We start from the raw sequence: 21,400 nt of genomic DNA on the forward strand, positions 1-21,400 counted from the left end.
TGATGCGCCGCGGCAACAGGTTAAATTTGGATCATGAGCGACAACGACAAGCCTTTCCTTCGTATCGGTATCGACCTGGGCGGCACCAAGACCGAGGCCATTGCCCTTGATCACGCCAGTGGCGCTGAACTGGCCCGGCTGCGGGTAGCCACCGCGCGCGGCAGCTATGACGGCACCATCGCCATCATCAAGGATCTGGTTGAGGGGCTGGAAAGTCGCCTGGGCGGCGCGGGCAGCGTCGGTGTCGGCATTCCCGGCGCCATTAGCCCCAAGACCGGGCTGGTCAAGAATGCCAATTCCACCTGGTTGATCGGCAAGCCGTTCGACCGGGATTTGGCCCAGGCCTTGGGCCGGCCGGTGCGGCTGGCCAATGACGCCGATTGCTTCGCCCTGTCCGAGGCCACCGACGGCGCGGGCCAAGGGGCGGCATCGCTGTTCGGGGTGATCTTGGGCACCGGCGTCGGCGCTGGCGTGGTCATTGGCGGCCATGTGCTGTCCGGCCCCAATGCCATTGCCGGCGAGTGGGGCCACAATCCATTGCCATGGCCGGAACAAGACGAATTGCCGGGGCATATCTGCTATTGCGGCAAGTCCGGTTGCATCGAGACTTTTTTGTCTGGTCCCGGGTTGGAACGTCAGTATGGCCACGGCCTGCGGGTCGCCGATATCGTCGCCCTGGCGGAACAAGGCGACGACCGGGCCGAAGGGGTTCTCGGTCGATACGAGGACCGCTTGGCGCGTGCCCTGGCGACGGTGATCAACATTCTCGACCCGGAAATCATCGTCCTGGGCGGCGGCGTCGGCAATGTGGCGCGGCTGTATCGGAACCTGCCATCGCTTTGGCGCGAATACGTGTTCTCGGATGTGGTTGAGACCAGACTTGCCGCCCCCGCGCACGGCGATTCGTCGGGCGTGCGCGGGGCGGCGTGGCTGTGGCGGTGATCATGAGGCCAAGGCGAAATCCCCGGCGTCGATGCCGTTAAGATCGGTCGCGGCCAGGGTGGCGACCTGATAGGACGACGAACTGGCGTTGGACAGATCCTGACAATAATAAAGAGCGACAGTACCGCCATTGCTGATGGCGATGATGCCGCTGGTGCCGGCGGCGCCGCTGACATTGCCCAGGCTGCTGTCTTCGAAATAGTTGATGCTGTCGGTAAGGGAATCGCCGGCATTAAGGCCAAACACCGTGGCGTTCAGCTGGATCTTGTCGCTGCCGCTGTCGAAGTCGGTGATGGTGTCGGCGCCCAGGCTGATCAGGCGGTCGCCGACAGCGGCGGCGTTGCCGCCCAGGAAGGAAAAGACGTCGTTGCCGCTGCCGCCGGTCAACTGGTCCGTGCCCAAACCACCGATCAGGGTGTCGTTGCCGCTGCCGCCGGTCAGAATATCATTCCCGGCGGTGCCGTATAAAATGTCGTTGCCGCCGCCGCCATCAAGAACCGCCGCCGCGCCGAGGCCGAAAAGGATGTCGTTGCCGTCGCCGCCGTTGACCGCCGTTCCCGAGGCGATGTCGTCGCCGCTGGTGCCGGTGCTGGCGGTGGACAGCAGAACCCGGCCATCAGGGGTGAGGAACAGCGCCGAGATGGAGATGGACGACCACAGATTGACCATGAAATCATAATTCTGGTCGTTGTTGCTGTCCCATTGGATTTTATAAATACCGCTTCCCTCGCTGCCGGGCGAGGCGATGTTGGTATAGGCCGTCAACTCGTCCCCGACGGCAAGGACGCCCCCCAGGCCGGCGCCGTTGCCGGCATTCATCTGGGAGGCGATGGCCGAGAGATCGACGATGTCCTCGGTTCCGACCTGGTTGACCTGATCGACGTTGCCGGCGGCGATATCGGCGGCGCTATAGCCGACAACATCGGCGTCGTGGTCGTCGCCGAGATAGAGGCTGTCGCCGCCCAGGCCGCCGTACAGGGTATCGGCGCCGATACCGCCCCAAAGGCTGTCGATGCCATCACCGCCATACAAGATGTCGTTGCCGGCTTCACCGTATAAGCGGTCGGCCCCGGCCAGACCGGAAAGCACATCGTCGCCGCCGCCGCCGGTCAGGGTATCGTCACCGGCGGTGCCGGTCAGGCTTATCCCACTCACCTCGGCTTCGTCTTCGGCCTGGTCGATGTCCTCTTCGTCGCCCAGGTCCGAGGTCAGCGCCTCGTCGATGAGATCAAGCAGATCTTCTTCCGTCAGACCGCGCGCGGCCAGTTCGCGCAGCATGGCGTTGAAGTCCAATTCGCCCAGGCCGGCTTCCAGCTTGGCGGCGACCTGATCGCTGATATTGGTGGCCGGCTTATACCAGTTGAAGGTCGTGGAATCGTCTTGTTGTTGCGGCGGCGTGTCGGTCTGCGGTTGCGGGGCGGGCGGCAACGCCTGCATGGCTTGGCCGAACCGGCTTTCGATGGTTTGCGGCGACACCGGAACCGGCGGAGCAAAGGGCGACGTCGGCGATTGCTGTTCCGCCATGGTGAAGGCGGTGTTCAGCACCATGCTGCCGGATTGGTTGCTGAGCGTCACTTGGCCGACAGTGCCGTCGGCATCGGGCAGCAACGCCACCTGGGTGTGGCCGTTGGCGCCGACAGTGCCGGCAATGGTGGTGCCGCGCACGCCGATGGTCATCACCGGCGTGCGGATTTGCAAGGAATCTGGGCGAGTATGGGCGATCTGACCGGATGCCAGGCTGAATGCCCCCTGGTCCACCGACAAGGTGGCGGTTCCGGCTTGTGTCGCCGGATCATAGCGCACCTCGTCCAGGCTCAGCCGGCCGTGGCTGCCCAGCGACACGGTGGTGCGGTCGGCCAGGATGATGCCGATGGCGGCCCCCGCGCCGGTTTCCAGGATGTCGCCGCTGAACAGCTTGTCGTTGGTGGTCACGGTGCCGATGCTGCCGTCATCGTGGCGAACGGTAACGGTGCCGCTGACCGTGCCGGCGACGCCGACAGGTGTGCTGGAATTTTCGATCATGTCCCCGAACCCGGTTGTGCGTTAGCTGCCCCACCGCCGATTAGACATGAAAACGGCGGGACTGAGCAGCCCCGCCGTCACATCATCACCCGGTGTTGATGGTTTACATTCCCATCAGGGCGCGCACATGTTCCTTGACCGAAGCGGCCAGGGCGTTGAGGTCGTACCCGCCTTCCAGCACCGACACCACCCGGTTGCCGGCGGTTTCCTGGGCGACATCAAGCAATTGCTCGGTCGCCCATTTGAAGTCACTGGTCTTGAGGCGCAGATGGGCCAGCGGGTCCGAGGCATGAGCGTCAAAGCCGGCCGAGATGATCAGGAAGTCGGGGGCGTATTCCCGCAATTTGTAGACCAGGATGTCGGCGAAGGCCTGACGGAAATCGTCAGAGGCGCAGCCCGCCGGCAACGGCACGTTGACCATGCGGCCGACGCCGCCGGTTTCTTCGGCCAGACCGGTATTGGGATAGGCGTGTTCCTGGTGGGTCGAGGCGTACATGATGCCAGGTTCATCCCACAAGATATGCTGGGTGCCGTTGCCATGATGGACGTCGAAATCGACGATGGCGACGCGCTTGAAGCCGTGGGCGTCACGGGCGTGCAGGGCGCCGATCGCGGCATTGTTGAACAGGCAAAAGCCCATGGCGGCGTCGCGTTCGGCGTGATGTCCCGGCGGACGGACGGCGCAAAAGGCATTGCGGGCCTGCTTGGCCGCCACCGCGTCGACGGCGGCGCAGACCGCCCCGGCCGAACGCAAGGCGGCGTCGCCCGACTGATAGGACAGCAGGGTGTCGGGGTCGATGTGAAAATATTCACCCGGTTCAGGGACTGACGACAGCACATGATCCACATGATGGGAACAATGGGCGCGCAGCAATTGCTCACGACTGGCCTGCGGCGCTTCTTCGCGCAGCAGCATCATGAACTCCTCTGATTCCAGGCTGGCCAGAACCGCCTTCAGGCGATCGGCGCATTCGGGGTGATAGTCGCCTGTGTCGTGTTGCAGGCAGACTGGGTGCGTGAACAGCAGAGTGGCCATTGTGTTTCTTCGGACGTCCCTTATTGGTGTTTGCCTTATTCTCAATGAAGCCAAGGGTAATTTCTATACCCGATTTTCGCATGGGGCCATGTTGGCCGAGATTGCGCCGCCGAAGCCGGCGGAAGGAAGCGCGGAACGAGCCTTAATGGCGGGTTTTCTCGGCCATTTACCAACAATTAGGGGGGGGGCGTCAAAGCCGGCGCGGCCGGCCGCGGGGGCACGCCCGGCCCGGTTTGCTGCGGGCTTTGCTTGCCTTGGTTGACGGCTTAGGGCATCAACGGGCTTGTTGCGCTGTCGGCAGGGGTGTGCTTTGGCGGCGGCGCGGTTTTGGCTTTTCTGATGGAACCGATCCGATGGCGGGACGTATGCGTATTGACCAGTTGCTGGTGGACCGCGGCTTGGCGGAAAGTCGGGCGCGGGCGCAGGCCCTGGTCATGGCGGGGCTGGTCATCGTCGGCGGTAAAAAAATCGACAAGGCCGGAACCGCCGTGGCCGAAGATGCCGCCATCGAGCTTAAGGGCCAGGATCATCCCTGGGTCTCACGCGGCGGGCTGAAACTGGTGGAGGCGCTGGATCGCTTCGCCCTTGATCCCACCGGCAAAATCGCCGTTGATGTCGGCGCCTCTACCGGCGGCTTCACCGACGTGCTGCTGACGCGGGGGGCGGCCAAGGTCTATGCCGTCGATGTCGGCCATGGCCAATTGGCCTGGAAGCTGCGCAGTGATTCCCGCGTGGTGGTGCTGGAACGCACCAACGCCCGCTATCTGACTCACCAGCAGATCCCCGAGACGGTGGACATGGTGGTGTGCGACGCCAGCTTCATCGGGTTGGAAACCGTGTTGCCCGCCGCTTTGGCGCTGGCTGGCGACGGGGCCATGGTCGCGGCCTTGATCAAACCGCAATTCGAGGTCGGCAAGGGCCGGGTCGGCAAGGGTGGGGTGGTGCGCGAGCCGGAATTGCACGCCGAGGTGTGCGAGCGTATCACCACATGGCTGCCGACCAATCCGGGCTGGGAACTGATCGGCTTGTGCGAAAGCCCGATCAAGGGACCAGAGGGCAATAAAGAGTTTCTGATGGTGGGGCGCAAATGTGTTCCCGCTTCGAGCTGAAGGCCCCAGCCGGCGACATCGCCGCCCGCTTCGGCCTGACCGTGCCGCCGCCCTGGCCCAATGCGACTGAATTTCGCCCCACCGATCTGGCCCTGGCCATCGGTGTCGATGGACCGGCCTTGCTGCGCTGGGGGTTGCGCGTCGAGTGGGATAACCGGCCGTTGATCAATGCCAGGGTGGAAAGTATCGAGCAAAAACCGACCTTTCGTCGCCTGTTGGCCAATCGCGTGCTCATTCCGGCCAGCGCCTGGTGGGAATGGAACGCCGACAAGGTGAAGATGCGCCTTGCCGCGGATACGGGGGGCATGATGGCCTTTGCCGCTTTACGCGACGACGATGCTTTCGTCATCCTGACCGCTGCCGCCACCGCCGAGGTGCGGGCGGTGCATCATCGCATGCCCGTGCTGGCGGGGGCCGATTGGCTGGATGGCGGCGCGGCGCCGGCGATGGATCGCAAGATCGTCGTTGCCGTCGATCAGCCGCCGTCGCGCCAGGGCAGTTTGTTCGATTAGCCCAGGCTGAAAATGTCAGAGGGCGGGTTGGCCAGATCCCAGCCCAGCCGCAAGCATACCGCCAGCACGATCAGGGCCAGGGCCAGCCGGAGATGTTCGCCGCGCAACCTGCCGCCGACGCGGGCGCCGAATTGGGCGCCAATGACGCCGCCAAGCAACAAGGTCAGCATCAGCACCACATCCACCGTCTGGGTGGTCATGGCTTGCAGCAAGGTGACATTGGCGGTGACGAAGATGATTTGGAACAAAGAGGTGCCGACCACCACGGCGGTGGGCATTTCCAGCACATAGATCATCAACGGCACCATGACGAAGCCGCCGCCGACGCCCATCAGCGCCGCCAGCACGCCGCCGAAGATGCCGACGCTCAGCGGCATCAGGGCGCTGATATACAAGCCGGAACGGGGAAAACGCATCTTGAACGGCAGCGCATGCCAGGGGTGGCGATGGCGCTTGCGCGGCGATCCGCCGTCGCCGGACTGGCGGATGGCGTTGATCGATTCGATGCCCATGGTGGTGCCGATGAAGCCGAGAAAGATCACGTAACACAGTGAAATCACCAGATCGATCTGCCCCAATCCCTTAAGCCAGCCGAACAGGGCGACGCCCAGGGCCGAGCCGACAAAGCCGCCCACGGTCAGCACCGCCCCCATGCGGATATCGACATTGCGTCGGCGCCAATGGGCGATCAGGCCGGATACGCTGGCCCCGACCACCTGATTGGCCCCGGTGGCCACCGCCACCGCTGGCGAAATCCCCAGAAACATCAGCAACGGCGTCAGCAAAAAGCCGCCACCGACGCCGAACAGGCCGGACAGAAAACCGACACCGCCGCCAAGCGCCAGCAGGGCAAATAAATCGACGGACAGGCCGGCGATGGGCAGATAAACGGGCAAGGCAGGCCTCGGAGATGATGGAATTCTTATATAAGACCGAAGGCCAAGCCCACGGTAGTTAACAATCGGATACTGTACGCCATCTTGGCCAAGGGACATGATGGAAACATGCATGTGCTGTTGATCGAAGACGACGCCGAGACGGCGGAAATGACCGCTCAGGGCTTACGGGAAAGTGGCCATCGGGTGATGGTGGCCACGGGGCAGGTCGCGGCTGAACAGGCTGTCGATGCGCATGATTTCGACGCCATGGTGCTTGACCGCATGCTGCCCGATGGCGACGGGCTGGATTTTTTGCGGCGGCTGCGCGAACGCGGCGATCGGATTCCGGTGGTGCTGTTGTCGGCCTTGGGCGACGTGGATCAACGGATCGAGGGATTGCGGGCTGGCGGCGACGATTATCTTCCCAAGCCTTGCGCCTTGGCCGAATTGCTGGCCCGTCTTGATGCCGTCACCCGTCGCCGCGATGGCGCGGCGGCGACCTTTTTGCGGGTGGGCGACCTGCATATGGATCTGATCGCCCGCGTCGTCCAGCGCGGCGGCCAAGACATCGCCTTGCAGCCGCGCGAGTTTCGTCTGTTGGAATTCATGATGCGCCGCCCCGGTCAGGTCATCACCCGCGCCATGCTGCTGGAAGGCGTCTGGCATTACCGTTTCGACCCGCAAACCAAAGTGATCGATGTGCAACTGAGCCGGTTGCGGCATAAGATCGACAAGGATTTCTCGCCGCCGCTCATTCATACCGTGCGGGGCATCGGGTATTGCATCGGTGCGCTGGATCAGACTGCTTAAATCCTCGACCTTTCGCATGGTCGTTTTCGCCGCGCTGGTTTTCGCCGCCGCCGGTCCCGTTGCCGTTCTCGCCTTGGGGGCGGCGGTGGAGGTCCAGATGGATCACCGTTTTGACCGCATCGCCCGCGACATGGCCGGCAATATTCGCAGTCAGCCCGACATGGCGGCGGCGGTGACCGCCCTGGCGGCGCGGACTCCGGTTCATCTGCGCTGGATCGCCTTGACCGCCGGGGATGGCCGGCTGGTGGCCGGCAATCTGGGGCAATGGCCGGATTCCCTGCCCAGGCTTGCCGGCAATGTCACCGTCGCGGCGGAGCTGGGGCCAGTGCGGGCCGCCGTCATCGGCATGGCCGATGGCGGTTTCCTGCTGATCGCCACCCCCATGCCGGAACGGGTTTTCCTGACCGCGCTTGAAGGCGAGGTGGCGCTGGCAACCTCGGCGATCATGTTGTTGGCCGGGGTGGCGGCGGGGGTGTTGATCGCTCGACGCGCCCTGCACCGGCTGGATCGGGTCAACCGCACCGCCGCGACCATTTTGGCCGGCGATTTGTCGCGGCGGGTGCCGCGCGATGGCGGGGATGACGAATACGATCAGCTGGCCGATAATCTCAACGCCATGTTGGACCGTATCCAGGGGTTGGTGGGGACGGTGCGCGGCATTACCCACAACATCGCCCATGACCTGCGTTCGCCGCTTAATCGGTTGCGGGGACGGCTGGAAGTGGCGTTGATGACCGAGCGCAGCCCGGCCGAGTATCAGCAGGCCTTGGCCGCCGCCATGGACCAAGCCGATTCCATCGTCGCCACCTTCAACGCCTTGCTGACCATCGCCCGCATCGAAGGCGGCGTCGCCAATCTGGATCGGCGGGCGGTGGATGTGACCGAAGCGGTGGAAAGCCTGGGCGATTTGTACCAGCCATTGGCCGAAGAAAGTGGCTTGGATCTGCGCATCGAGGTCGATCCCGGTTTGCTCATCGCCGGAGACCCGCATCTGGTGTCGCAGGCGTTGAACAATCTGTTGGACAACGCGATCAAATACACGCCGGCTGGCGGTTTTGTCCGCCTGTCGGCCCATTTAACCCCGCAAGGAATCTGCGTTTCGGTGCGGGATAGCGGTCCCGGCATCGCCGCCGACCAACGCGGCAAGGTGCTGGAACATTTCGTTCGCCTGGACCCGGCCCGTCATCTGCCCGGCGCCGGGTTGGGCTTGTCGCTGGTGGCGGCGGTGGTGCAAACCCACGGCGCCGTCCTGTCGTTGCAAGACGGCGCCTCACAGGACGGCGGCCCGGGATTACTGATTTCGCTGACGTTCCCGCCGCTTACTTCGTCTTGAAATAGCTCGCGCTTTCATAGGGAGCCAGGGCGGCGGCGTCGGCCTTGGTCACCGGCGCTTGCGGGCGGGAGGTAATCCGGCTTTCCAGCGCGGTCTCGTAGGGGGCGGAGCAGGCGGCCAGCATAAGAAGGGCGGTTGCCGCAAGAATGATCTTCATTTTCGTCTCCGAAGGTCCCGATGCAATGGCCCGCATGGTAGCTTGCCGCAACAGCGGGGGGAAGGGGGCAAACGTCAGGCCAAGGCGTAACCCATGCCGCGGACGGTGACGATGGGGGCCTCGATGTCGCCATGGCGCATCTTGCGGCGCAGGCGGGCAACCAAGGTGTCGACGGTATGATCGCTGACCGAACGGGGGTCGCGATTGCTGATGACGTCAAGCAGGAAATCACGGCTGAGCGGTTGCGGCCGCTGCGAAGCCAAGGCGGCCAAGATATTGAACTCACCCGAGGTCAGTTCCAGCAACTGGCCGTTGGGGCGGAACAATTCGCGCCGGATGAGGTCGAGAATCCAGCCGTCGAAGGTGATCACCGATTCGCCGCTGCGCCGCATGACATTGCGGATACGGGCCAACAGGGCGCGCAAATTGACCGGTTTGATGATGTAATCGTCACCGCCGGCCTCTAAGCCGTTGATCTCGTCCTCGTCGGTGTCGCGGCTGGTCAGAAAGATCAGCCCCGAGCGGTCGCCAAGCTGGAGCTGGCGTGCCAAGGTGATGCCGTCGGCATCGGGCAGGTTGATATCCAGCAGGATCAGTGCGGGTTGCGTCTTGCGCAAAATGGCCTGCATTTCGGCGCCGCTGGCGGCACGCAGGCAGGTCAGCCCCTGTTCCTCCAGGTATCCGGCGACCAGTTCCAGGGTTTCGGGGGCATCTTCGACGACAAGAACGGTATTGGCTGTCATGGACATGAATTCAGACTTTAGCCTCGGAAGCGGCCAGGGTGCGTAGCCGGGCCTTGTTATCGACAATGGCCTGACTGACCGCGACTCGCAAGTCATGCAATGCCGCGTCGCGGGATAAGCCGATGGTATCGTCTTGTTCCGCCACCGCCATGGCCCGTTCCGCCGCCATGGCCAGGGCGGTCAATCCCAAGGTGGCGGCGCTGCCCTTGATCCGGTGAGCGATGGCGGCCAGATCCTTGGCGGCGATGGTGTCGGCGGCAAGAATGGCGGCGTGTTCATCCAAGCTGGCGGCCAGCAAGGTGTGAACCCGGATCATCTGGTCGCGGCCCAACAGGGTCGCCAAGGCGGCGACGGCGTCGCCGGCATCGGCATCGGCATCGGCATCATCGTGGTCTTGGCCGCGCGGGCAAAGATCGGCGATGGCGAGACCCCAGGCGGAAACCGGGCTGTCGGCGGCCAAAACCGCATCGGCGCCGCAGGGCTGTTCGCTTTCATCGGGGGCATAGGCCAGGATCGCTGGAGGCTGGGGGATGGTTTGGCGCAGGCGGATGATGCAATCCGCGCGCGCCTGTGTCGTCAGGGCGATGATCAGATCGAAGGGGCGGGCGCGCAGCAGGTTGGCGGCGATAACGGTATCGGCCACCGGAAACACCCGGTGGCCCATGGTGGTCAGCCGCCGGCGCAGGCCGTTGCTGTCTTCGCCCACCATCAACGCATCGACGCTGATGGTGGGGCCGCCGATCACTTGGGCCATGGCGGCATCCAAGGTCCGGCGTTCCACCGGTTTGGCCAGATGGCCATTCATGCCGGCGGCGCGACAGCGGGCGGCATCGCCGGGCATGACATTGGCGGTCAGGGCGATGATCGGCACCCTTCCGGCCGGGGCGGGCAGGGCTCGGATTCGCCGGGTCGCTTCCAGGCCGTCCACTTCCGGCATCTGCATGTCCATCAAGATCAGATCAAAGCCGCCCCCGCGGGCCAGTTCCACCGCTTGGGCGCCGTTGACGGCCAAGGTGACGCGGTGGCCGGCGCTTTCCAGCAATCCTTGGGCGACCAGTTGGTTGACCGGATGATCCTCGGCCAGCAGCACGGAAAGCGGCGGCAAGGACGATTGCGGCGTCGGGCCTAATTCGTCGGCCGGCTGTTGGGCGGCGGCGAAGCCCAGGCGGAAATGAAAGCGGCTGCCTCGTCCCAAGGTGCTGTCGACGTCGATGTCGCCGCCCAGGCCCTCGACCAGTCTTTTACAGATGATCAGTCCCAGGCCGGTGCCGCCGAATTGCCGACTGATGGAGGCGTCGGCCTGGCTGAAAGGCAGGAACAGGCGGGCGCGCTGCGGGGTGTCGATGCCGGGACCGGTATCGGTGACCGAGAATTCGACGCGAATATGGTCACCGCCGTCATCCAGACGGTCGGCCCGGATAGTGACGCTGCCGGTCTGGGTGAATTTGACGGCATTGCCGATCAGGTTGAACAGAATTTGCCGCAAGCGTCCGCTGTCGCCGGCAATCCAGTCGGGCAAGCCTGGCGCCATGTTCAGGGTCAGGGCCAAGCCCTTGTCCTTGGCGCGCAATTCCATCAGGGCGATGACCCCTTCCAGGGTCGAGCGCAGGTGGAACGGCGCATCCTCGAACTCAAGACGTCCGGCCTCGAGTTTGGAGAAATCCAAGATGTCATCCAAGATCACCTGCAACCCTTCGGCCGATTGACAGGCGGTTTGCAGGCGGCTGCGTTCGGTTTCCGGCAGCGGGCTTTCCAGCACCAGCCGCACCATTCCCAACACCCCGTTCATCGGCGTGCGGATTTCATGGCTCATCACCGCCAGGAAGTCGGCCTTGGTCCGGGCGCCGGCCTCGGCCGCCTCTTTCGCCTCCAGCAGGGTCTGGTTGGTGTGGCGTTCGCGCTCGATATGCAGGTGTTCCTCGCGCCGCATGCGACCGAACTGGGTGCGGGCGATGCCGCCGACCACATAAGCGACCAGGGTCAGCAGGAAGATGATGGCCAAATCAAGCGAAGCTTCCGGCTCGGGCCGCAAGACCCCCCAGAACAGCAGGCTGATGCCGGGGGCGAAGGCGGTCAGCGCCGCCGTGGCGCGAAAGCCGCCCGGCAGAAAGATGAACAGGGCAATGGCGATCAGCGGCAGCAGGGCGCCGCCATGGCGCAGCAGAACCGGATGATTGAAGATCAGCGCGTTAAGGGCGAAGAAGACGTATTGCTGAAGATGGGTCAGGGCGACGACGCGGCCATAGCTGGGGGCGCGGATGATGGCGGTCATGGCGATGAGGCAAAGCACGGCGATCAGCAGACGGTCGCCAAGGAAAAACGGCAGCATGTCGGCGGGCAGCGTCATCAGATCCAGCGGTGCGAAGCTGAGACTGGTCAAGGTGGTGGCGACCACGCACAGGCGTGCGGCTTCCATGGCGCGTTGGGTCGAGCCCTGGGTAAATGAATGTTCCTGCCGGGGATCGGCGAATTCGCCGGTCCACGAGATTTTCGCCATCATGTGCGGATCGCTGATCATGGCGCACCCTTGTCCAATCCGGCGGCGTCGTCAAGCGGCGGCGCTTGCGTTGAAGCTGGGGGGCGGCGACAATTCCCCTTCGTTGGAAGGTATTTCCCCATGCTTCGCAAGTTTCAGTATCTGTTGGCCTTGGCGCGCGAACGGCATTTCGGTCGAGCGGCGGCGTTGTGCAGCGTGGCGCAGCCGACGCTGTCCAATGCCATCCGCCAGTTGGAGGAGGATTTGCGCGTCCCCATCGTCGAGCGCGGCCATCGCTTCGTCAAGCTCACCCCCGAAGGGGAAAAGGTGTTGGAATACGCCCGGCGCATTTGCGGCGATTTCGACTCGCTGGTGCAGGATCTCGGCGCCCCCGGTCAGGACCTGTCGGGCCAATTACGGTTGGGGGTTATCCCCACCGCCTTGCCCATGGTCGCCCATCTGGTCACCCCCTTTGCCGCCCGTCACCCCGGAATCCGCATTTCCATCGTCTCGCTGTCGTCGCGGCAAATCCAGCGCGGGTTGGATAATTTCGAGCTGGATGCCGGCATCACCTATCTGGACAACGAGCCGCTGACCGGCGTGCGCATGCAGCCGCTCTATTCCGAGCGCTATTTCCTGTTGACGCAAAAACAAGCGGCACAGCACGAGCGCGGCGACATCACCTGGGCCGAGGCCGCCCATCTGCCGCTGTGTCTGTTGACCCCGGACATGCAGAACCGCCGCATCGCCGATGCCGCTTTTTTGATGGCCGGACACAAGGTCAGTCCGGCGGTGGAAACCAATTCGTTGATCAATATCTTCACTGCGGTTCGTCATGGGCCATGGTCCAGCATCGTTCCGGGCCAGTTGCTGGCGCTGTTGCCGCTGCCAGAGGACTTGATAGCTTTTCCCTTGGTAACACCAGATGTGACCTATGTCGTCGGTATCGTCTACGCCGATCGTTCGCCGGTGGTTCCAGCGGCCAAAGCCCTTGCTGCAGTTGCGTCCTTGGAGAAACTGGCATCTAGGATACCTCTCATTGTCAAGGAGGCTTTGGCCCGGAATGGCATCCTTTGGACGGCCACACGAGCCACCCGCATGGGCGGGGATCAATAGCTATTTGCTATCGCAGCATGGGGATTTTGTATTTGAAACCCGCGTCCGATTTGTTTCAGGGTATCGCCAAGGATAGTTCGGCGATGGCTTAAAGCCGCTCCGGAAACAAAAACAGCGACAGGGAGCACCCCAACTGATGACAGCCGCCTGGAATGCGGATCGTGCCCGCGCCATTATCGACAACCATCGTGGTTTGCGCGGGGCCTTGTTGCCGATCCTGCACGCCGTGCAAGAGGAATTCGGCTATGTCGACGCGGCGGCGATTCCGCTGCTGGCCGAAGCGCTGAACCTGTCCCAAGCCGATGTCCATGGCGTCATCAGCTTTTACCACGAATTCCGCCACACCCGGCCCGGCCGCCATGTGGTCAAGATCTGCGTCGCCGAGGCCTGTCAGGCGCGCGGCTCGGCCGCGCTGGTCGATTACCTGAAAACCAAGCTGGGCATCGGTCTGGGCGAAACCGCCGCCGATGGCTCGTTCACCTTGGAAGCGGTGTATTGCCTGGGCAATTGCGCCCTGGGGCCGTCGGCACAGGTCGATGAGCGTCTGCTCGGGCGTCTGAGCCCGGCCCGTATCGATGGAGCCCTGGCATGAAGCCGATCACCGTCTATGTCCCCTGCGATGCCGCCGCCTTGTCGGTCGGCGCCGACGATGTCGCCGCCGCCATCGCCGCCGAAGCCTTGGCCCGGCATCGGCCGGTCACGATCATCCGCAACGGTTCGCGCGGCATGCTGTGGTTGGAACCGCTGGTCGAGGTGGTCACCGAACAGGGCCGCGTCGCCTTTGGTCCGGTGACGGCCGACGCGGTGGCCGAATTGTTCGATGCCGGTTTTCTCGATGGACAGCCCCATCCGTTGGGCCATGGCCTGACCGAGGAAATGGCCTTCTTGAAGCATCAGCAACGGCTGACTTTCGCTCGCTGCGGCGTTACCGATCCGGTGTCGGTGGAAGATTACCGCGCCCATGGCGGCTTTGTCGGGCTGGAACGGGCCTTGACCCTGAGCCCGGCCGAGATCGTTGCCGAAGTGACCCAATCGGGTCTGCGCGGTCGCGGCGGCGCCGGCTTCCCCACCGGCATCAAGTGGAACACGGTGCTGAACGCCAGCGCGCAGGAAAAGTTCATTTGCTGCAACGCCGACGAAGGCGATAGCGGCACCTTTGCCGACCGCATGATCATCGAGGGCGATCCCTTCTTGCTGATCGAGGGCATGACCATCGCCGCCATGGCGGTGGGGGCCCGGCAGGGCTATATCTACCTGCGCTCTGAATATCCCCATGCCGCCGCCACCTTGCGTGAGGCCATTCGCCGCGCCTATGAACAAGATTGGCTGGGCGAAAACATCCATGGCTCGGGTCACGATTTCCATTTGGAAGTGCGGCTGGGGGCCGGCTCTTACGTGTGTGGCGAGGAAACCGCCATGCTGGAAAGCCTGGAAGGCAAGCGCGGCATCGTCCGCGCCAAGCCGCCGGTGCCGGCGCTGCACGGGCTGTTCGGACAGCCGACCGTCATCAACAATGTGCTGACCTTGACGTCGGTGCCGGTGGTGCTGGCCAAAGGGGCCGATTACTACCGCGATTTCGGCGCCGGCCGTTCGCACGGCACGCAGCCATTTCAATTGGCCGGCAATATTCAGCGCGGCGGTTTGGTCGAACTGGCCTTTGGCGTCAGCTTGCACGATCTGATTTATCGCTTCGGCGGCGGCACCGCCTCGGGCCGGCCGCTGCGGGCCATCCAGGTGGGGGGGCCGCTGGGGGCTTATATTCCGGCAAGCCAATTGGGCATGGCCGCCGATTACGAATCCATGGCCGAAGCCGGGGCCATGCTTGGCCATGGCGGCATCGTCGTGTTCGATGACAGCGTGCGCATGGACCGCATGGCCCATTTCGCCATGGATTTCTGCGTCGTCGAATCGTGCGGCAAATGCACGCCGTGCCGCATCGGCGCGGTGCGCGGCCGCGAAGTGCTGGAAAAAATCGTCGCCGGCCAGGACGTCGCCGACAATCTGGCCTTGCTGCAAGATTTGTGCACGGTGATGGCCGATGGCTCCATGTGCGCCATGGGCGGTCTGACGCCGTTGCCGGTGCGCAGCGCCATTCGTCATTTCCCCGAAGATTTCGCCCCAATTCCGGAGGGCTTGGCATGAGCTTGTCTTGCAAGGATTTCGGCACGCCGAAAAGCGATAACGCCCAGATGGTCAACGTCACCATCGACGGTCATCAGGTCGCGGTGCCGGAAGGCACCTCGGTCATGCGCGCCGCCGCCGAGGCTGGGATCATGATCCCCAAGTTGTGCGCCACCGATTCGGTCGAACCGTTCGGGTCGTGCCGGCTGTGTCTGGTGGAAATCACCGGGCGCAAGGGCACGCCGGCTTCGTGCACCACCCCCGTGGCCGACGGCATGAACGTGTGCACCAACAACCCGCGCCTGTCGGCCCTGCGCAAGGGGGTGATGGAGCTGTACATCTCGGACCATCCGCTGGATTGTCTGACCTGCGCCGCCAATGGCGATTGCGAATTGCAAGATATGGCCGGCACCGTCGGTCTGCGCCAGGTGCGCTATGGTTTCGACGGCGCCAACCATTTGGCCGAGGCCAAGGATACCAGCAATCCCTATTTCTCCTATGACCCGAGCAAATGCATCGTTTGCTCGCGCTGTGTCCGCGCCTGTTCGGAAATTCAAGGCACTTTCGCCCTGACCATCGCCGGCCGAGGCTTTGAGTCGCGGGTCAAGCCCGGCCCGGCCCTGGATTTCATGGGCTCGGAATGCGTGTCGTGCGGCGCCTGCGTCCAGGCCTGCCCGACCGCCACCTTGATTGAAAAGTCGGTCCTGCGTTTGGGCCAGCCCGAACACGCGGTGGAAACCACCTGCGCCTATTGCGGCGTCGGCTGCTCGTTCCGCGCCGAGATGCAGGGCGATACCGTGGTGCGCATGGTGCCGTCGAAGGATGGCGGCGCCAACCAGGGACATTCCTGCGTCAAGGGGCGGTTCGCCTGGGGCTATGCCAGCCACAAGGACCGGCAGTTGAAGCCGATGATCCGGGCCAGCATCACCGATCCGTGGAAGGTTGTGGAATGGGACGAGGCCATCGCCTATACGGCGGCCAAGTTCCGTGAAGTGCAAGACCGTCATGGTCCGCGCTCCATTGGCGGCATCACCTCGTCACGGTGCACCAACGAAGAAATCTACGCGGTGCAAAAGATGATCCGCGCCGGTTTCGGCAACAACAACGTCGATACCTGCGCCCGTGTTTGCCATTCGCCCACCGGCTATGGTCTCAAGCAGACCTATGGCACCTCGGCCGGGACCCAGGATTTCAAAAGCGTCGATCATTGCGATGTTATCGTGGTCATGGGCGCCAACCCCACCGCCGGCCATCCGGTCTTCGCCTCGCGGCTTAAGCGCCGGGTGCGCCAGGGGGCCAAGCTGATCGTGATCGATCCGCGCGCCATCGAGCTGGTCAAAAGCCCCCATGTCGCCGCCGATCATTACCTGCAATTGCAGCCCGGCACCAATGTCGCCATGGTCAACGCCCTGGCCCATGTCATCGTCACCGAAGGGCTGGTGAAGACTGATTTCGTCGCCGAACGCTGCGATCTCATCAATTTCCAGCAATGGGCCGATTTCGTCGCCGAGGACCGTCATTCGCCGGAAGCCCTGGAAAGCATCACCGGGGTGGCGGCGGCGGAAGTGCGCGCCGTCGCCCGGCTGTACGCCACCGGCGGCAACGCCGCCATTTATTACGGCCTGGGGGTGACCGAGCACAGCCAAGGCTCGACCACCGTCATGGGCATCGCCAATCTGGCCATGGCCACCGGCAATGTCGGCCGTATCGGCGTCGGCGTTAATCCTTTGCGTGGGCAAAACAACGTTCAGGGCTCGTGCGATATGGGCTCGTTCCCGCATGAATTTTCCGGCTACCGCGAGGTCAAGGACGATTCGGTGCGGGCTTTGTTCGAAGTGGTGTGGGGGCGCGAACTGGATTCAGAGCCGGGCCTGCGCATCCCCAATATGTTCGACCAATCCCTGCATGGCCATTTCAAGGGCATGTTCGTCCACGGCGAGGACATCGCTCAATCCGATCCCAACACCAACCATGTGACGGCGGCGCTTGAGGCGCTGGAGTTCCTGGTGGTCCAAGATCTGTTCCTGAACGAGACTTCGGCTTACGCCCATGTCTTCTTGCCCGGCACCTCGTTCCTGGAAAAGGACGGCACCTTCACCAATGCCGAGCGGCGCATCAACCGGGTGCGTCCGGCCATGGCGCCGCGCAGCGGCTTGCATGAATGGCAGGTGGTCGCCGCCATCGCCACCGCCATGGGCTATCCCATGCATTGGCAATCCGGCGCCGACATCATGGCGGAAATCGCCCGCGTCACCCCCAGCTTCAAGGGCGTCAGCTTCGAACGGCTGGACCGCGTCGGCAGCCTGCAATGGCCGGTGACCGACGCCGCCCCCGACGGTACCCCGATCATGCATGTGGATGGTTTCGTCCGCGGCAAGGGCAATTTCGTCCTGACCGAGTTCGTGCCGACCGAGGAACAGACCTCGCGCTTCTTCCCGCTGATCCTGACCACCGGGCGCATCTTGTCGCAATACAATGTCGGCGCCCAAACCCGGCGCACCGACAACGTCGCCTGGCACCCCGAGGATGTGCTGGAAATCCATCCCTTTGACGCCGAACAGCGCGGCATCGCCGCTGGCGACATGGTGTCCCTGGCCAGCCGCATGGGGGCGACGTCGTTGCGCGCCGATATCACCGAAAGGGTGCCGCAGGGGGTGGTCTACACCACCTTCCACCATCCGGTGACCGGGGCCAACGTGGTGACCACCGATCAGTCGGATTGGGCGACCAATTGCCCGGAATACAAGGTCACCGCCGTTCAGGTCAGTGTCGCCAACCATCTGCTTACTCTTGTGGCCGAATAGGAAATGGCCATGACCCGCCCCCCCACGATCCCCGATCCCGACGACGCCCCGGCGGCGGAAGCCGGCCCGCGGGATTGTTCGGTGGCGGCGCGCGGCACCAGCTATCGCACCTTGGCGGTGACCGAGCCGGTTGAATGGCAATTGCCCGAGGAAGAGCCGGTGGCCCTGGTCTATAACCGCCGCTCTTTCGCCGTCATGCTGGCCAGCCCGGCCGATCTGGACGATTTCGGCCTGGGTTTTTCGCTGTCCGAACGCATCATCGCCAATGCGGCGGAGATGCGGGAGATCAAGGTTCAGCGGCTGGAAGCCGGGCTGTCGGTGCAGATGATGATCCCCTCAATGCGCGCCGCCGCCCTGATGGGGCGGCGCCGCGCCATCGAAGGACGATCGGGCTGCGGTCTGTGCGGCATCGAAAGCCTGGAGGCTTTGCGTCAACCGTTGAGCCCGGTCACCGCCCCGACGGTGACGGCGGCGGCCATCGCTCGTGGCCTCGAGGAATTGCGCGAGCATCAGCCCATGCGGGCGAGGAATTATTCTGTCCATGGCGCCGCCTGGTGTGATCGCCAAGGCAATATCGTGCTGGCCCGCGAGGATGTCGGCCGGCATTCGGCCTTGGACAAGTTGATCGGCGCCATGAGCCGCGCCGGGCTGGAAAGCGCCGACGGTTTCGCCGTGCTGTCCAGCCGCTGCGGTTTCGAACTGGTGCAAAAAGCGACGGCGGTGGGTATTGGCCTGCTGGCGTCGGTGTCCGCTCCGACCACCATGGCGTTATCCATGGCTCGGCAGGCGGGGATGTCCCTGGCGGTTTCGGCAAGGGGCAAGGCTGTGGTGTTGTTGGATCGATAAATGAGCTAAAGACCGCCAATATGAGCGGTCCACAGGGGAGGAAGTACCACATGAATACTGCGTCCATTGCCATGCCGGGGATGTTGTCGCGTGAGCGCACCATCGCCCGTCCGGGCTTTAATCGCTGGCTGGTGCCGCCGGCTGCCTTGGCCATCCATCTGTGCATCGGTATGGCCTATGGCTTTTCCGTGTTCTGGTTGCCGCTGTCGCGGGCGATCGGCATCACCGAATCGGTGGCCTGTTCGGCCGATATGGGGTTCTTCCAGCAGATGGTCGCGACCAATTGCGACTGGAAGATTTCCATGCTGGGGTGGATGTACACCCTGTTCTTCGTCTTCTTGGGATCGTCGGCGGCGCTGTGGGGCGGCTGGCTGGAAAAGGCCGGCCCGCGCAAGGCTGGCGTGGTCTCGGCCTGCTGCTGGTCCGGCGGTTTGCTGGTGTCGGCGCTGGGTATCTATACCCACCAGATCTGGCTGATGTGGCTGGGGTCTGGCGTCATCGGCGGTATCGGCTTGGGACTGGGCTATATCTCGCCGGTTTCCACCCTGATCAAGTGGTTCCCGGATCGCCGCGGCATGGCCACCGGCATGGCCATCATGGGCTTTGGCGGCGGCGCCATGATCGGCGCCCCCTTGGCCGACAAGCTGATGAAATATTTCGCCACCCCCCATTCGGTCGGTGTGTGGGAAACCTTTGTTGTCCTGGCCGTGATCTATTTCGCCTTCATGATGGCCGGCGCGCTGGGCTATCGGGTGCCGACGGACAATTGGAAGCCGGCCGGCTGGAACCCGCCCGATTCGTCCAAGCCGGGCAATTCGCTGATCACCAACAAGCACGTGCATCTGGACGTGGCGTGGCGGACCAAGCAATTCTGGTTGGTCTGGGGCGTGTTGTGTCTGAACGTCACCGCCGGCATCGGCATCATCGGCATGGCTTCGCCGCTGTTGCAGGAAGTGTTCGCCGGCAAGCTGATCGGCATTGACGCCACTTTCAATGAACTGACCGCGGCGCAAAAGGGCCAGATCGCCGCCGTTGCCGCCGGCTTTACCGGTCTGTTGTCGCTGTTCAATATCGGTGGCCGTTTCTTCTGGGCGTCGTTGTCTGACAAGCTGGGCCGCAAGAACACCTATTTCGTCTTTTTCGTCCTGGGCATGGTGCTGTACGCGGCGGTGCCGTGGACGTCGCAGGCTGGCGCCTTGGTGCTGTTCGTCGCCGCTTTTTGCGTCATCTTGTCCATGTATGGCGGTGGTTTCGCCACCGTGCCGGCCTATCTTGCCGACATGTTCGGCACCAAGATGGTTGGCGCCATCCATGGGCGTCTGCTGACCGCGTGGTCGACGGCCGGCGTGTTGGGTCCGGTCCTGGTCAATTATATCCGCGAATACCAGTTGGAACACGGCGTTGCCCGTGCCGACGCCTACACCATGACCATGTACATCCTGGCGGGTCTGCTGGCCTTGGGCTTTATCTGCAACTGGCTGGTCACCTCGGTGGCGGAAGAGCATCACATGAGCGATGCCGAACTGGCCGAGGAAAAGAAGGTCGCCGACGACACCCATCAGCATTTCATTGCTGACGTCGAAGCCTTGGCCGATGAAGTGCGTCATTCGTGGAAGGTGGCGTTGGCCTGGGCGGCGGTGTGGATTCCGCTGGGTTGGGGCATCTGGATCACCTTGCAAAAGACCCTGTTGCTGTTCCGCTAAAGGGGCATCGACGAAGCAGCCGCCCGGAGCAATCCGGGCGGCTTTTTTCATGGGTTGGCGCCTCTGCCTTTGTTTATTTCCCGGTCAAGGGATTGTATTTGAACGCCGGCCACGGCATTTTGGCGTGAAAGCTCGCCTGTTTAGCTCAAGGAAACCCGATCCATGAAAACCATCCACAGCGACAACGCCCCCAAGGCCATCGGCCCCTATTGCCAGGGCATCGCCTGCGACGGTTGGTTCTTCAGCTCGGGTCAGATTCCGCTGGGTCTGGACGGCCAGGTGGTGGCCGGCGGCATCGAAGCCCAGGCCGAACAGGTGTTCGCCAATCTGAAAGCGGTGCTGGACGCCGCCAATTCATCGTTTGACCGAGTGGTCAAAACCACCGTCTTTTTGCAGGATCTGGAAGATTTCGCCAAGCTGAACGGCCTTTATGAAAAGGCTTTCGGCGACCATAAGCCGGCGCGGTCCTGCGTGCAGGTGGCGCGCCTGCCGCGTGACGTTTTGGTGGAAATCGAGGTTGTCGCCCGCGTCGGCTGATGCTGGGAAGCTGGGGGGCACCGTCCACCACAGGCAACTGACCGTCCAGCACGCAGCACAGGTGGGCATGGATGGCGTTGATTTCTGCCCGGAAACTTTCCGTCGTGCGATCAGCGGGGCGGTCGGCCGCCAAATCGGCCAATTGAATCTCGTGCTGAAACGCTGGGATACCGGCATCATGTGCGCTATGGCGGCGCACCTTGCAGTTTGGCCCGCCGCGGATCAGTGAAAAATCCGACCTGGACGGATTGATGA

19 protein-coding genes are annotated in these 21,400 nt (G+C 63.5%); 13 read left to right on the forward strand and 6 right to left on the reverse strand.

The genetic code is table 11. The features are described 5' to 3' along the window. The first annotated feature begins 33 nt into the window (after positions 1 to 33). Complete coding sequence (locus KEC16_RS00325; protein WP_211545669.1) at positions 34 to 942, forward strand: ROK family protein; 909 nt, start codon at positions 34 to 36, stop codon at positions 940 to 942. Here the strand turns inward: KEC16_RS00325 and KEC16_RS19925 are convergent, their stop codons facing one another. Together KEC16_RS19925 and KEC16_RS00335 are read right to left on the reverse strand one after the other, a co-directional pair. Then, complete coding sequence (locus KEC16_RS19925; protein WP_211545670.1) at positions 943 to 2,964, reverse strand: FecR domain-containing protein; 2,022 nt, start codon at positions 2,962 to 2,964, stop codon at positions 943 to 945. Between the two features lie 103 nt (positions 2,965 to 3,067). Then, the gene (locus KEC16_RS00335) at positions 3,068 to 4,000 is read right to left on the reverse strand and encodes a histone deacetylase family protein (protein ID WP_211545671.1); all 933 of its coding nucleotides are present in this window, start codon (positions 3,998 to 4,000) and stop codon (positions 3,068 to 3,070) included. A 353-nt stretch (positions 4,001 to 4,353) separates the two neighbouring features. On the opposite strand from KEC16_RS00335, the gene KEC16_RS00340 reads away from it, so the two are divergent. Continuing rightward, entirely contained in the window at positions 4,354 to 5,109 is a 756-nt protein-coding gene (locus KEC16_RS00340) for a TlyA family RNA methyltransferase (RefSeq protein WP_211545672.1), read from the forward strand. Then, a complete protein-coding gene (locus KEC16_RS00345) occupies positions 5,088 to 5,621 on the forward strand; it encodes an SOS response-associated peptidase (protein WP_211545673.1) in 534 nt (177 codons plus the stop codon). The genes KEC16_RS00340 and KEC16_RS00345 overlap by 22 nt, the downstream gene beginning before the upstream one ends. Here the strand turns inward: KEC16_RS00345 and KEC16_RS00350 are convergent. Continuing rightward, positions 5,618 to 6,517 (reverse strand): sulfite exporter TauE/SafE family protein, encoded by a 900-nt coding sequence (locus KEC16_RS00350; protein WP_211545674.1) that lies wholly within the window; start codon positions 6,515 to 6,517, stop codon positions 5,618 to 5,620. The two genes, KEC16_RS00345 and KEC16_RS00350, sit on opposite strands and share 4 nt — an antisense overlap. A 108-nt stretch (positions 6,518 to 6,625) precedes the next feature. Between KEC16_RS00350 and KEC16_RS00355 the strand changes: the two genes are divergently transcribed. Beyond that, complete coding sequence (locus tag KEC16_RS00355) at positions 6,626 to 7,309, forward strand: response regulator transcription factor (RefSeq protein WP_211545675.1); 684 nt, start codon at positions 6,626 to 6,628, stop codon at positions 7,307 to 7,309. Positions 7,310 to 7,325: 16 nt separating this feature from the next. After that, complete coding sequence (locus tag KEC16_RS00360; RefSeq protein WP_211545676.1) at positions 7,326 to 8,642, forward strand: sensor histidine kinase; 1,317 nt, start codon at positions 7,326 to 7,328, stop codon at positions 8,640 to 8,642. Here the strand turns inward: KEC16_RS00360 and KEC16_RS00365 are convergent. The 3 genes from KEC16_RS00365 to KEC16_RS00375 form a co-directional block, all read right to left on the reverse strand. After that, the gene (locus tag KEC16_RS00365) at positions 8,629 to 8,799 is read right to left on the reverse strand and encodes a lipoprotein (RefSeq protein WP_211545677.1); all 171 of its coding nucleotides are present in this window, start codon (positions 8,797 to 8,799) and stop codon (positions 8,629 to 8,631) included. The two genes, KEC16_RS00360 and KEC16_RS00365, sit on opposite strands and share 14 nt — an antisense overlap. 74 nt (positions 8,800 to 8,873) lie before the next feature. After that, the gene (locus KEC16_RS00370) at positions 8,874 to 9,542 is read right to left on the reverse strand and encodes a response regulator transcription factor (RefSeq protein WP_211545678.1); all 669 of its coding nucleotides are present in this window, start codon (positions 9,540 to 9,542) and stop codon (positions 8,874 to 8,876) included. A 10-nt stretch (positions 9,543 to 9,552) separates the two neighbouring features. Continuing rightward, positions 9,553 to 12,060 carry an ATP-binding protein gene (locus KEC16_RS00375; RefSeq protein ID WP_211545679.1) on the reverse strand — a complete coding sequence of 836 codons (2,508 nt, stop codon included), beginning with the start codon at positions 12,058 to 12,060 and terminating at the stop codon, positions 9,553 to 9,555. Between the two features lie 99 nt (positions 12,061 to 12,159). Between KEC16_RS00375 and KEC16_RS00380 the strand changes: the two genes are divergently transcribed. From KEC16_RS00380 to KEC16_RS00415, 8 genes are all read left to right on the forward strand, one after another. After that, positions 12,160 to 13,134, forward strand: coding sequence for a LysR substrate-binding domain-containing protein (locus KEC16_RS00380; RefSeq protein WP_211545680.1), 975 nt, complete (start codon positions 12,160 to 12,162; stop codon positions 13,132 to 13,134). A gap of 136 nt (positions 13,135 to 13,270) precedes the next feature. Next, positions 13,271 to 13,726, forward strand: coding sequence for a formate dehydrogenase subunit gamma (locus KEC16_RS00385; RefSeq protein WP_211545681.1), 456 nt, complete (start codon positions 13,271 to 13,273; stop codon positions 13,724 to 13,726). Then, positions 13,723 to 15,276 carry a formate dehydrogenase beta subunit gene (locus KEC16_RS00390; protein WP_211545682.1) on the forward strand — a complete coding sequence of 518 codons (1,554 nt, stop codon included), beginning with the start codon at positions 13,723 to 13,725 and terminating at the stop codon, positions 15,274 to 15,276. The genes KEC16_RS00385 and KEC16_RS00390 overlap by 4 nt, the downstream gene beginning before the upstream one ends. Continuing rightward, positions 15,273 to 18,059, forward strand: a complete 2,787-nt coding sequence (fdhF, locus tag KEC16_RS00395) for a formate dehydrogenase subunit alpha (RefSeq protein ID WP_211545683.1) — start codon at positions 15,273 to 15,275, stop codon at positions 18,057 to 18,059. The genes KEC16_RS00390 and fdhF overlap by 4 nt, the downstream gene beginning before the upstream one ends. 9 nt (positions 18,060 to 18,068) lie before the next feature. Continuing rightward, positions 18,069 to 18,905, forward strand: a complete 837-nt coding sequence (gene fdhD, locus KEC16_RS00400; protein WP_211545684.1) for a formate dehydrogenase accessory sulfurtransferase FdhD — start codon at positions 18,069 to 18,071, stop codon at positions 18,903 to 18,905. Between the two features lie 50 nt (positions 18,906 to 18,955). Next, complete coding sequence (locus tag KEC16_RS00405) at positions 18,956 to 20,608, forward strand: OFA family MFS transporter (RefSeq protein ID WP_211545685.1); 1,653 nt, start codon at positions 18,956 to 18,958, stop codon at positions 20,606 to 20,608. A gap of 162 nt (positions 20,609 to 20,770) precedes the next feature. Further along, on the forward strand, positions 20,771 to 21,145 hold the full coding sequence (locus tag KEC16_RS00410) for a RidA family protein (protein WP_211545686.1): 375 nt from the start codon (positions 20,771 to 20,773) through the stop codon (positions 21,143 to 21,145). 67 nt (positions 21,146 to 21,212) lie between these two features. After that, on the forward strand, positions 21,213 to 21,374 hold the full coding sequence (locus tag KEC16_RS00415; protein WP_211545687.1) for a hypothetical protein: 162 nt from the start codon (positions 21,213 to 21,215) through the stop codon (positions 21,372 to 21,374). Positions 21,375 to 21,400 lie beyond the last annotated feature (26 nt).

Source organism: Magnetospirillum sulfuroxidans (assembly GCF_018224925.1).
In the GTDB taxonomy this organism is placed as follows: domain Bacteria; phylum Pseudomonadota; class Alphaproteobacteria; order Rhodospirillales; family Magnetospirillaceae; genus Magnetospirillum; species Magnetospirillum sulfuroxidans.

Bases quoted from the DNA above. Each gene is read 5' to 3' on its own strand.
- KEC16_RS00325 (WP_211545669.1), top strand. From the start codon at position 34: ATGAGCGACAACGACAAGCCTTTCCTTCGTATCGGTATCGACCTGGGC.
- KEC16_RS19925 (WP_211545670.1), bottom strand. From the start codon at position 2,964: ATGATCGAAAATTCCAGCACACCTGTCGGCGTCGCCGGCACGGTCAGC.
- KEC16_RS00335 (WP_211545671.1), bottom strand. From the start codon at position 4,000: ATGGCCACTCTGCTGTTCACGCACCCAGTCTGCCTGCAACACGACACA.
- KEC16_RS00340 (WP_211545672.1), top strand. From the start codon at position 4,354: ATGGCGGGACGTATGCGTATTGACCAGTTGCTGGTGGACCGCGGCTTG.
- KEC16_RS00345 (WP_211545673.1), top strand. From the start codon at position 5,088: ATGTGTTCCCGCTTCGAGCTGAAGGCCCCAGCCGGCGACATCGCCGCC.
- KEC16_RS00355 (WP_211545675.1), top strand. From the start codon at position 6,626: ATGCATGTGCTGTTGATCGAAGACGACGCCGAGACGGCGGAAATGACC.
- KEC16_RS00360 (WP_211545676.1), top strand. From the start codon at position 7,326: ATGGTCGTTTTCGCCGCGCTGGTTTTCGCCGCCGCCGGTCCCGTTGCC.
- KEC16_RS00365 (WP_211545677.1), bottom strand. From the start codon at position 8,799: ATGAAGATCATTCTTGCGGCAACCGCCCTTCTTATGCTGGCCGCCTGC.
- KEC16_RS00370 (WP_211545678.1), bottom strand. From the start codon at position 9,542: ATGACAGCCAATACCGTTCTTGTCGTCGAAGATGCCCCCGAAACCCTG.
- KEC16_RS00375 (WP_211545679.1), bottom strand. From the start codon at position 12,060: ATGATCAGCGATCCGCACATGATGGCGAAAATCTCGTGGACCGGCGAA.
- KEC16_RS00380 (WP_211545680.1), top strand. From the start codon at position 12,160: ATGCTTCGCAAGTTTCAGTATCTGTTGGCCTTGGCGCGCGAACGGCAT.
- KEC16_RS00385 (WP_211545681.1), top strand. From the start codon at position 13,271: ATGACAGCCGCCTGGAATGCGGATCGTGCCCGCGCCATTATCGACAAC.
- KEC16_RS00390 (WP_211545682.1), top strand. From the start codon at position 13,723: ATGAAGCCGATCACCGTCTATGTCCCCTGCGATGCCGCCGCCTTGTCG.
- fdhF (WP_211545683.1), top strand. From the start codon at position 15,273: ATGAGCTTGTCTTGCAAGGATTTCGGCACGCCGAAAAGCGATAACGCC.
- fdhD (WP_211545684.1), top strand. From the start codon at position 18,069: ATGACCCGCCCCCCCACGATCCCCGATCCCGACGACGCCCCGGCGGCG.
- KEC16_RS00405 (WP_211545685.1), top strand. From the start codon at position 18,956: ATGAATACTGCGTCCATTGCCATGCCGGGGATGTTGTCGCGTGAGCGC.
- KEC16_RS00410 (WP_211545686.1), top strand. From the start codon at position 20,771: ATGAAAACCATCCACAGCGACAACGCCCCCAAGGCCATCGGCCCCTAT.
- KEC16_RS00415 (WP_211545687.1), top strand. From the start codon at position 21,213: ATGGATGGCGTTGATTTCTGCCCGGAAACTTTCCGTCGTGCGATCAGC.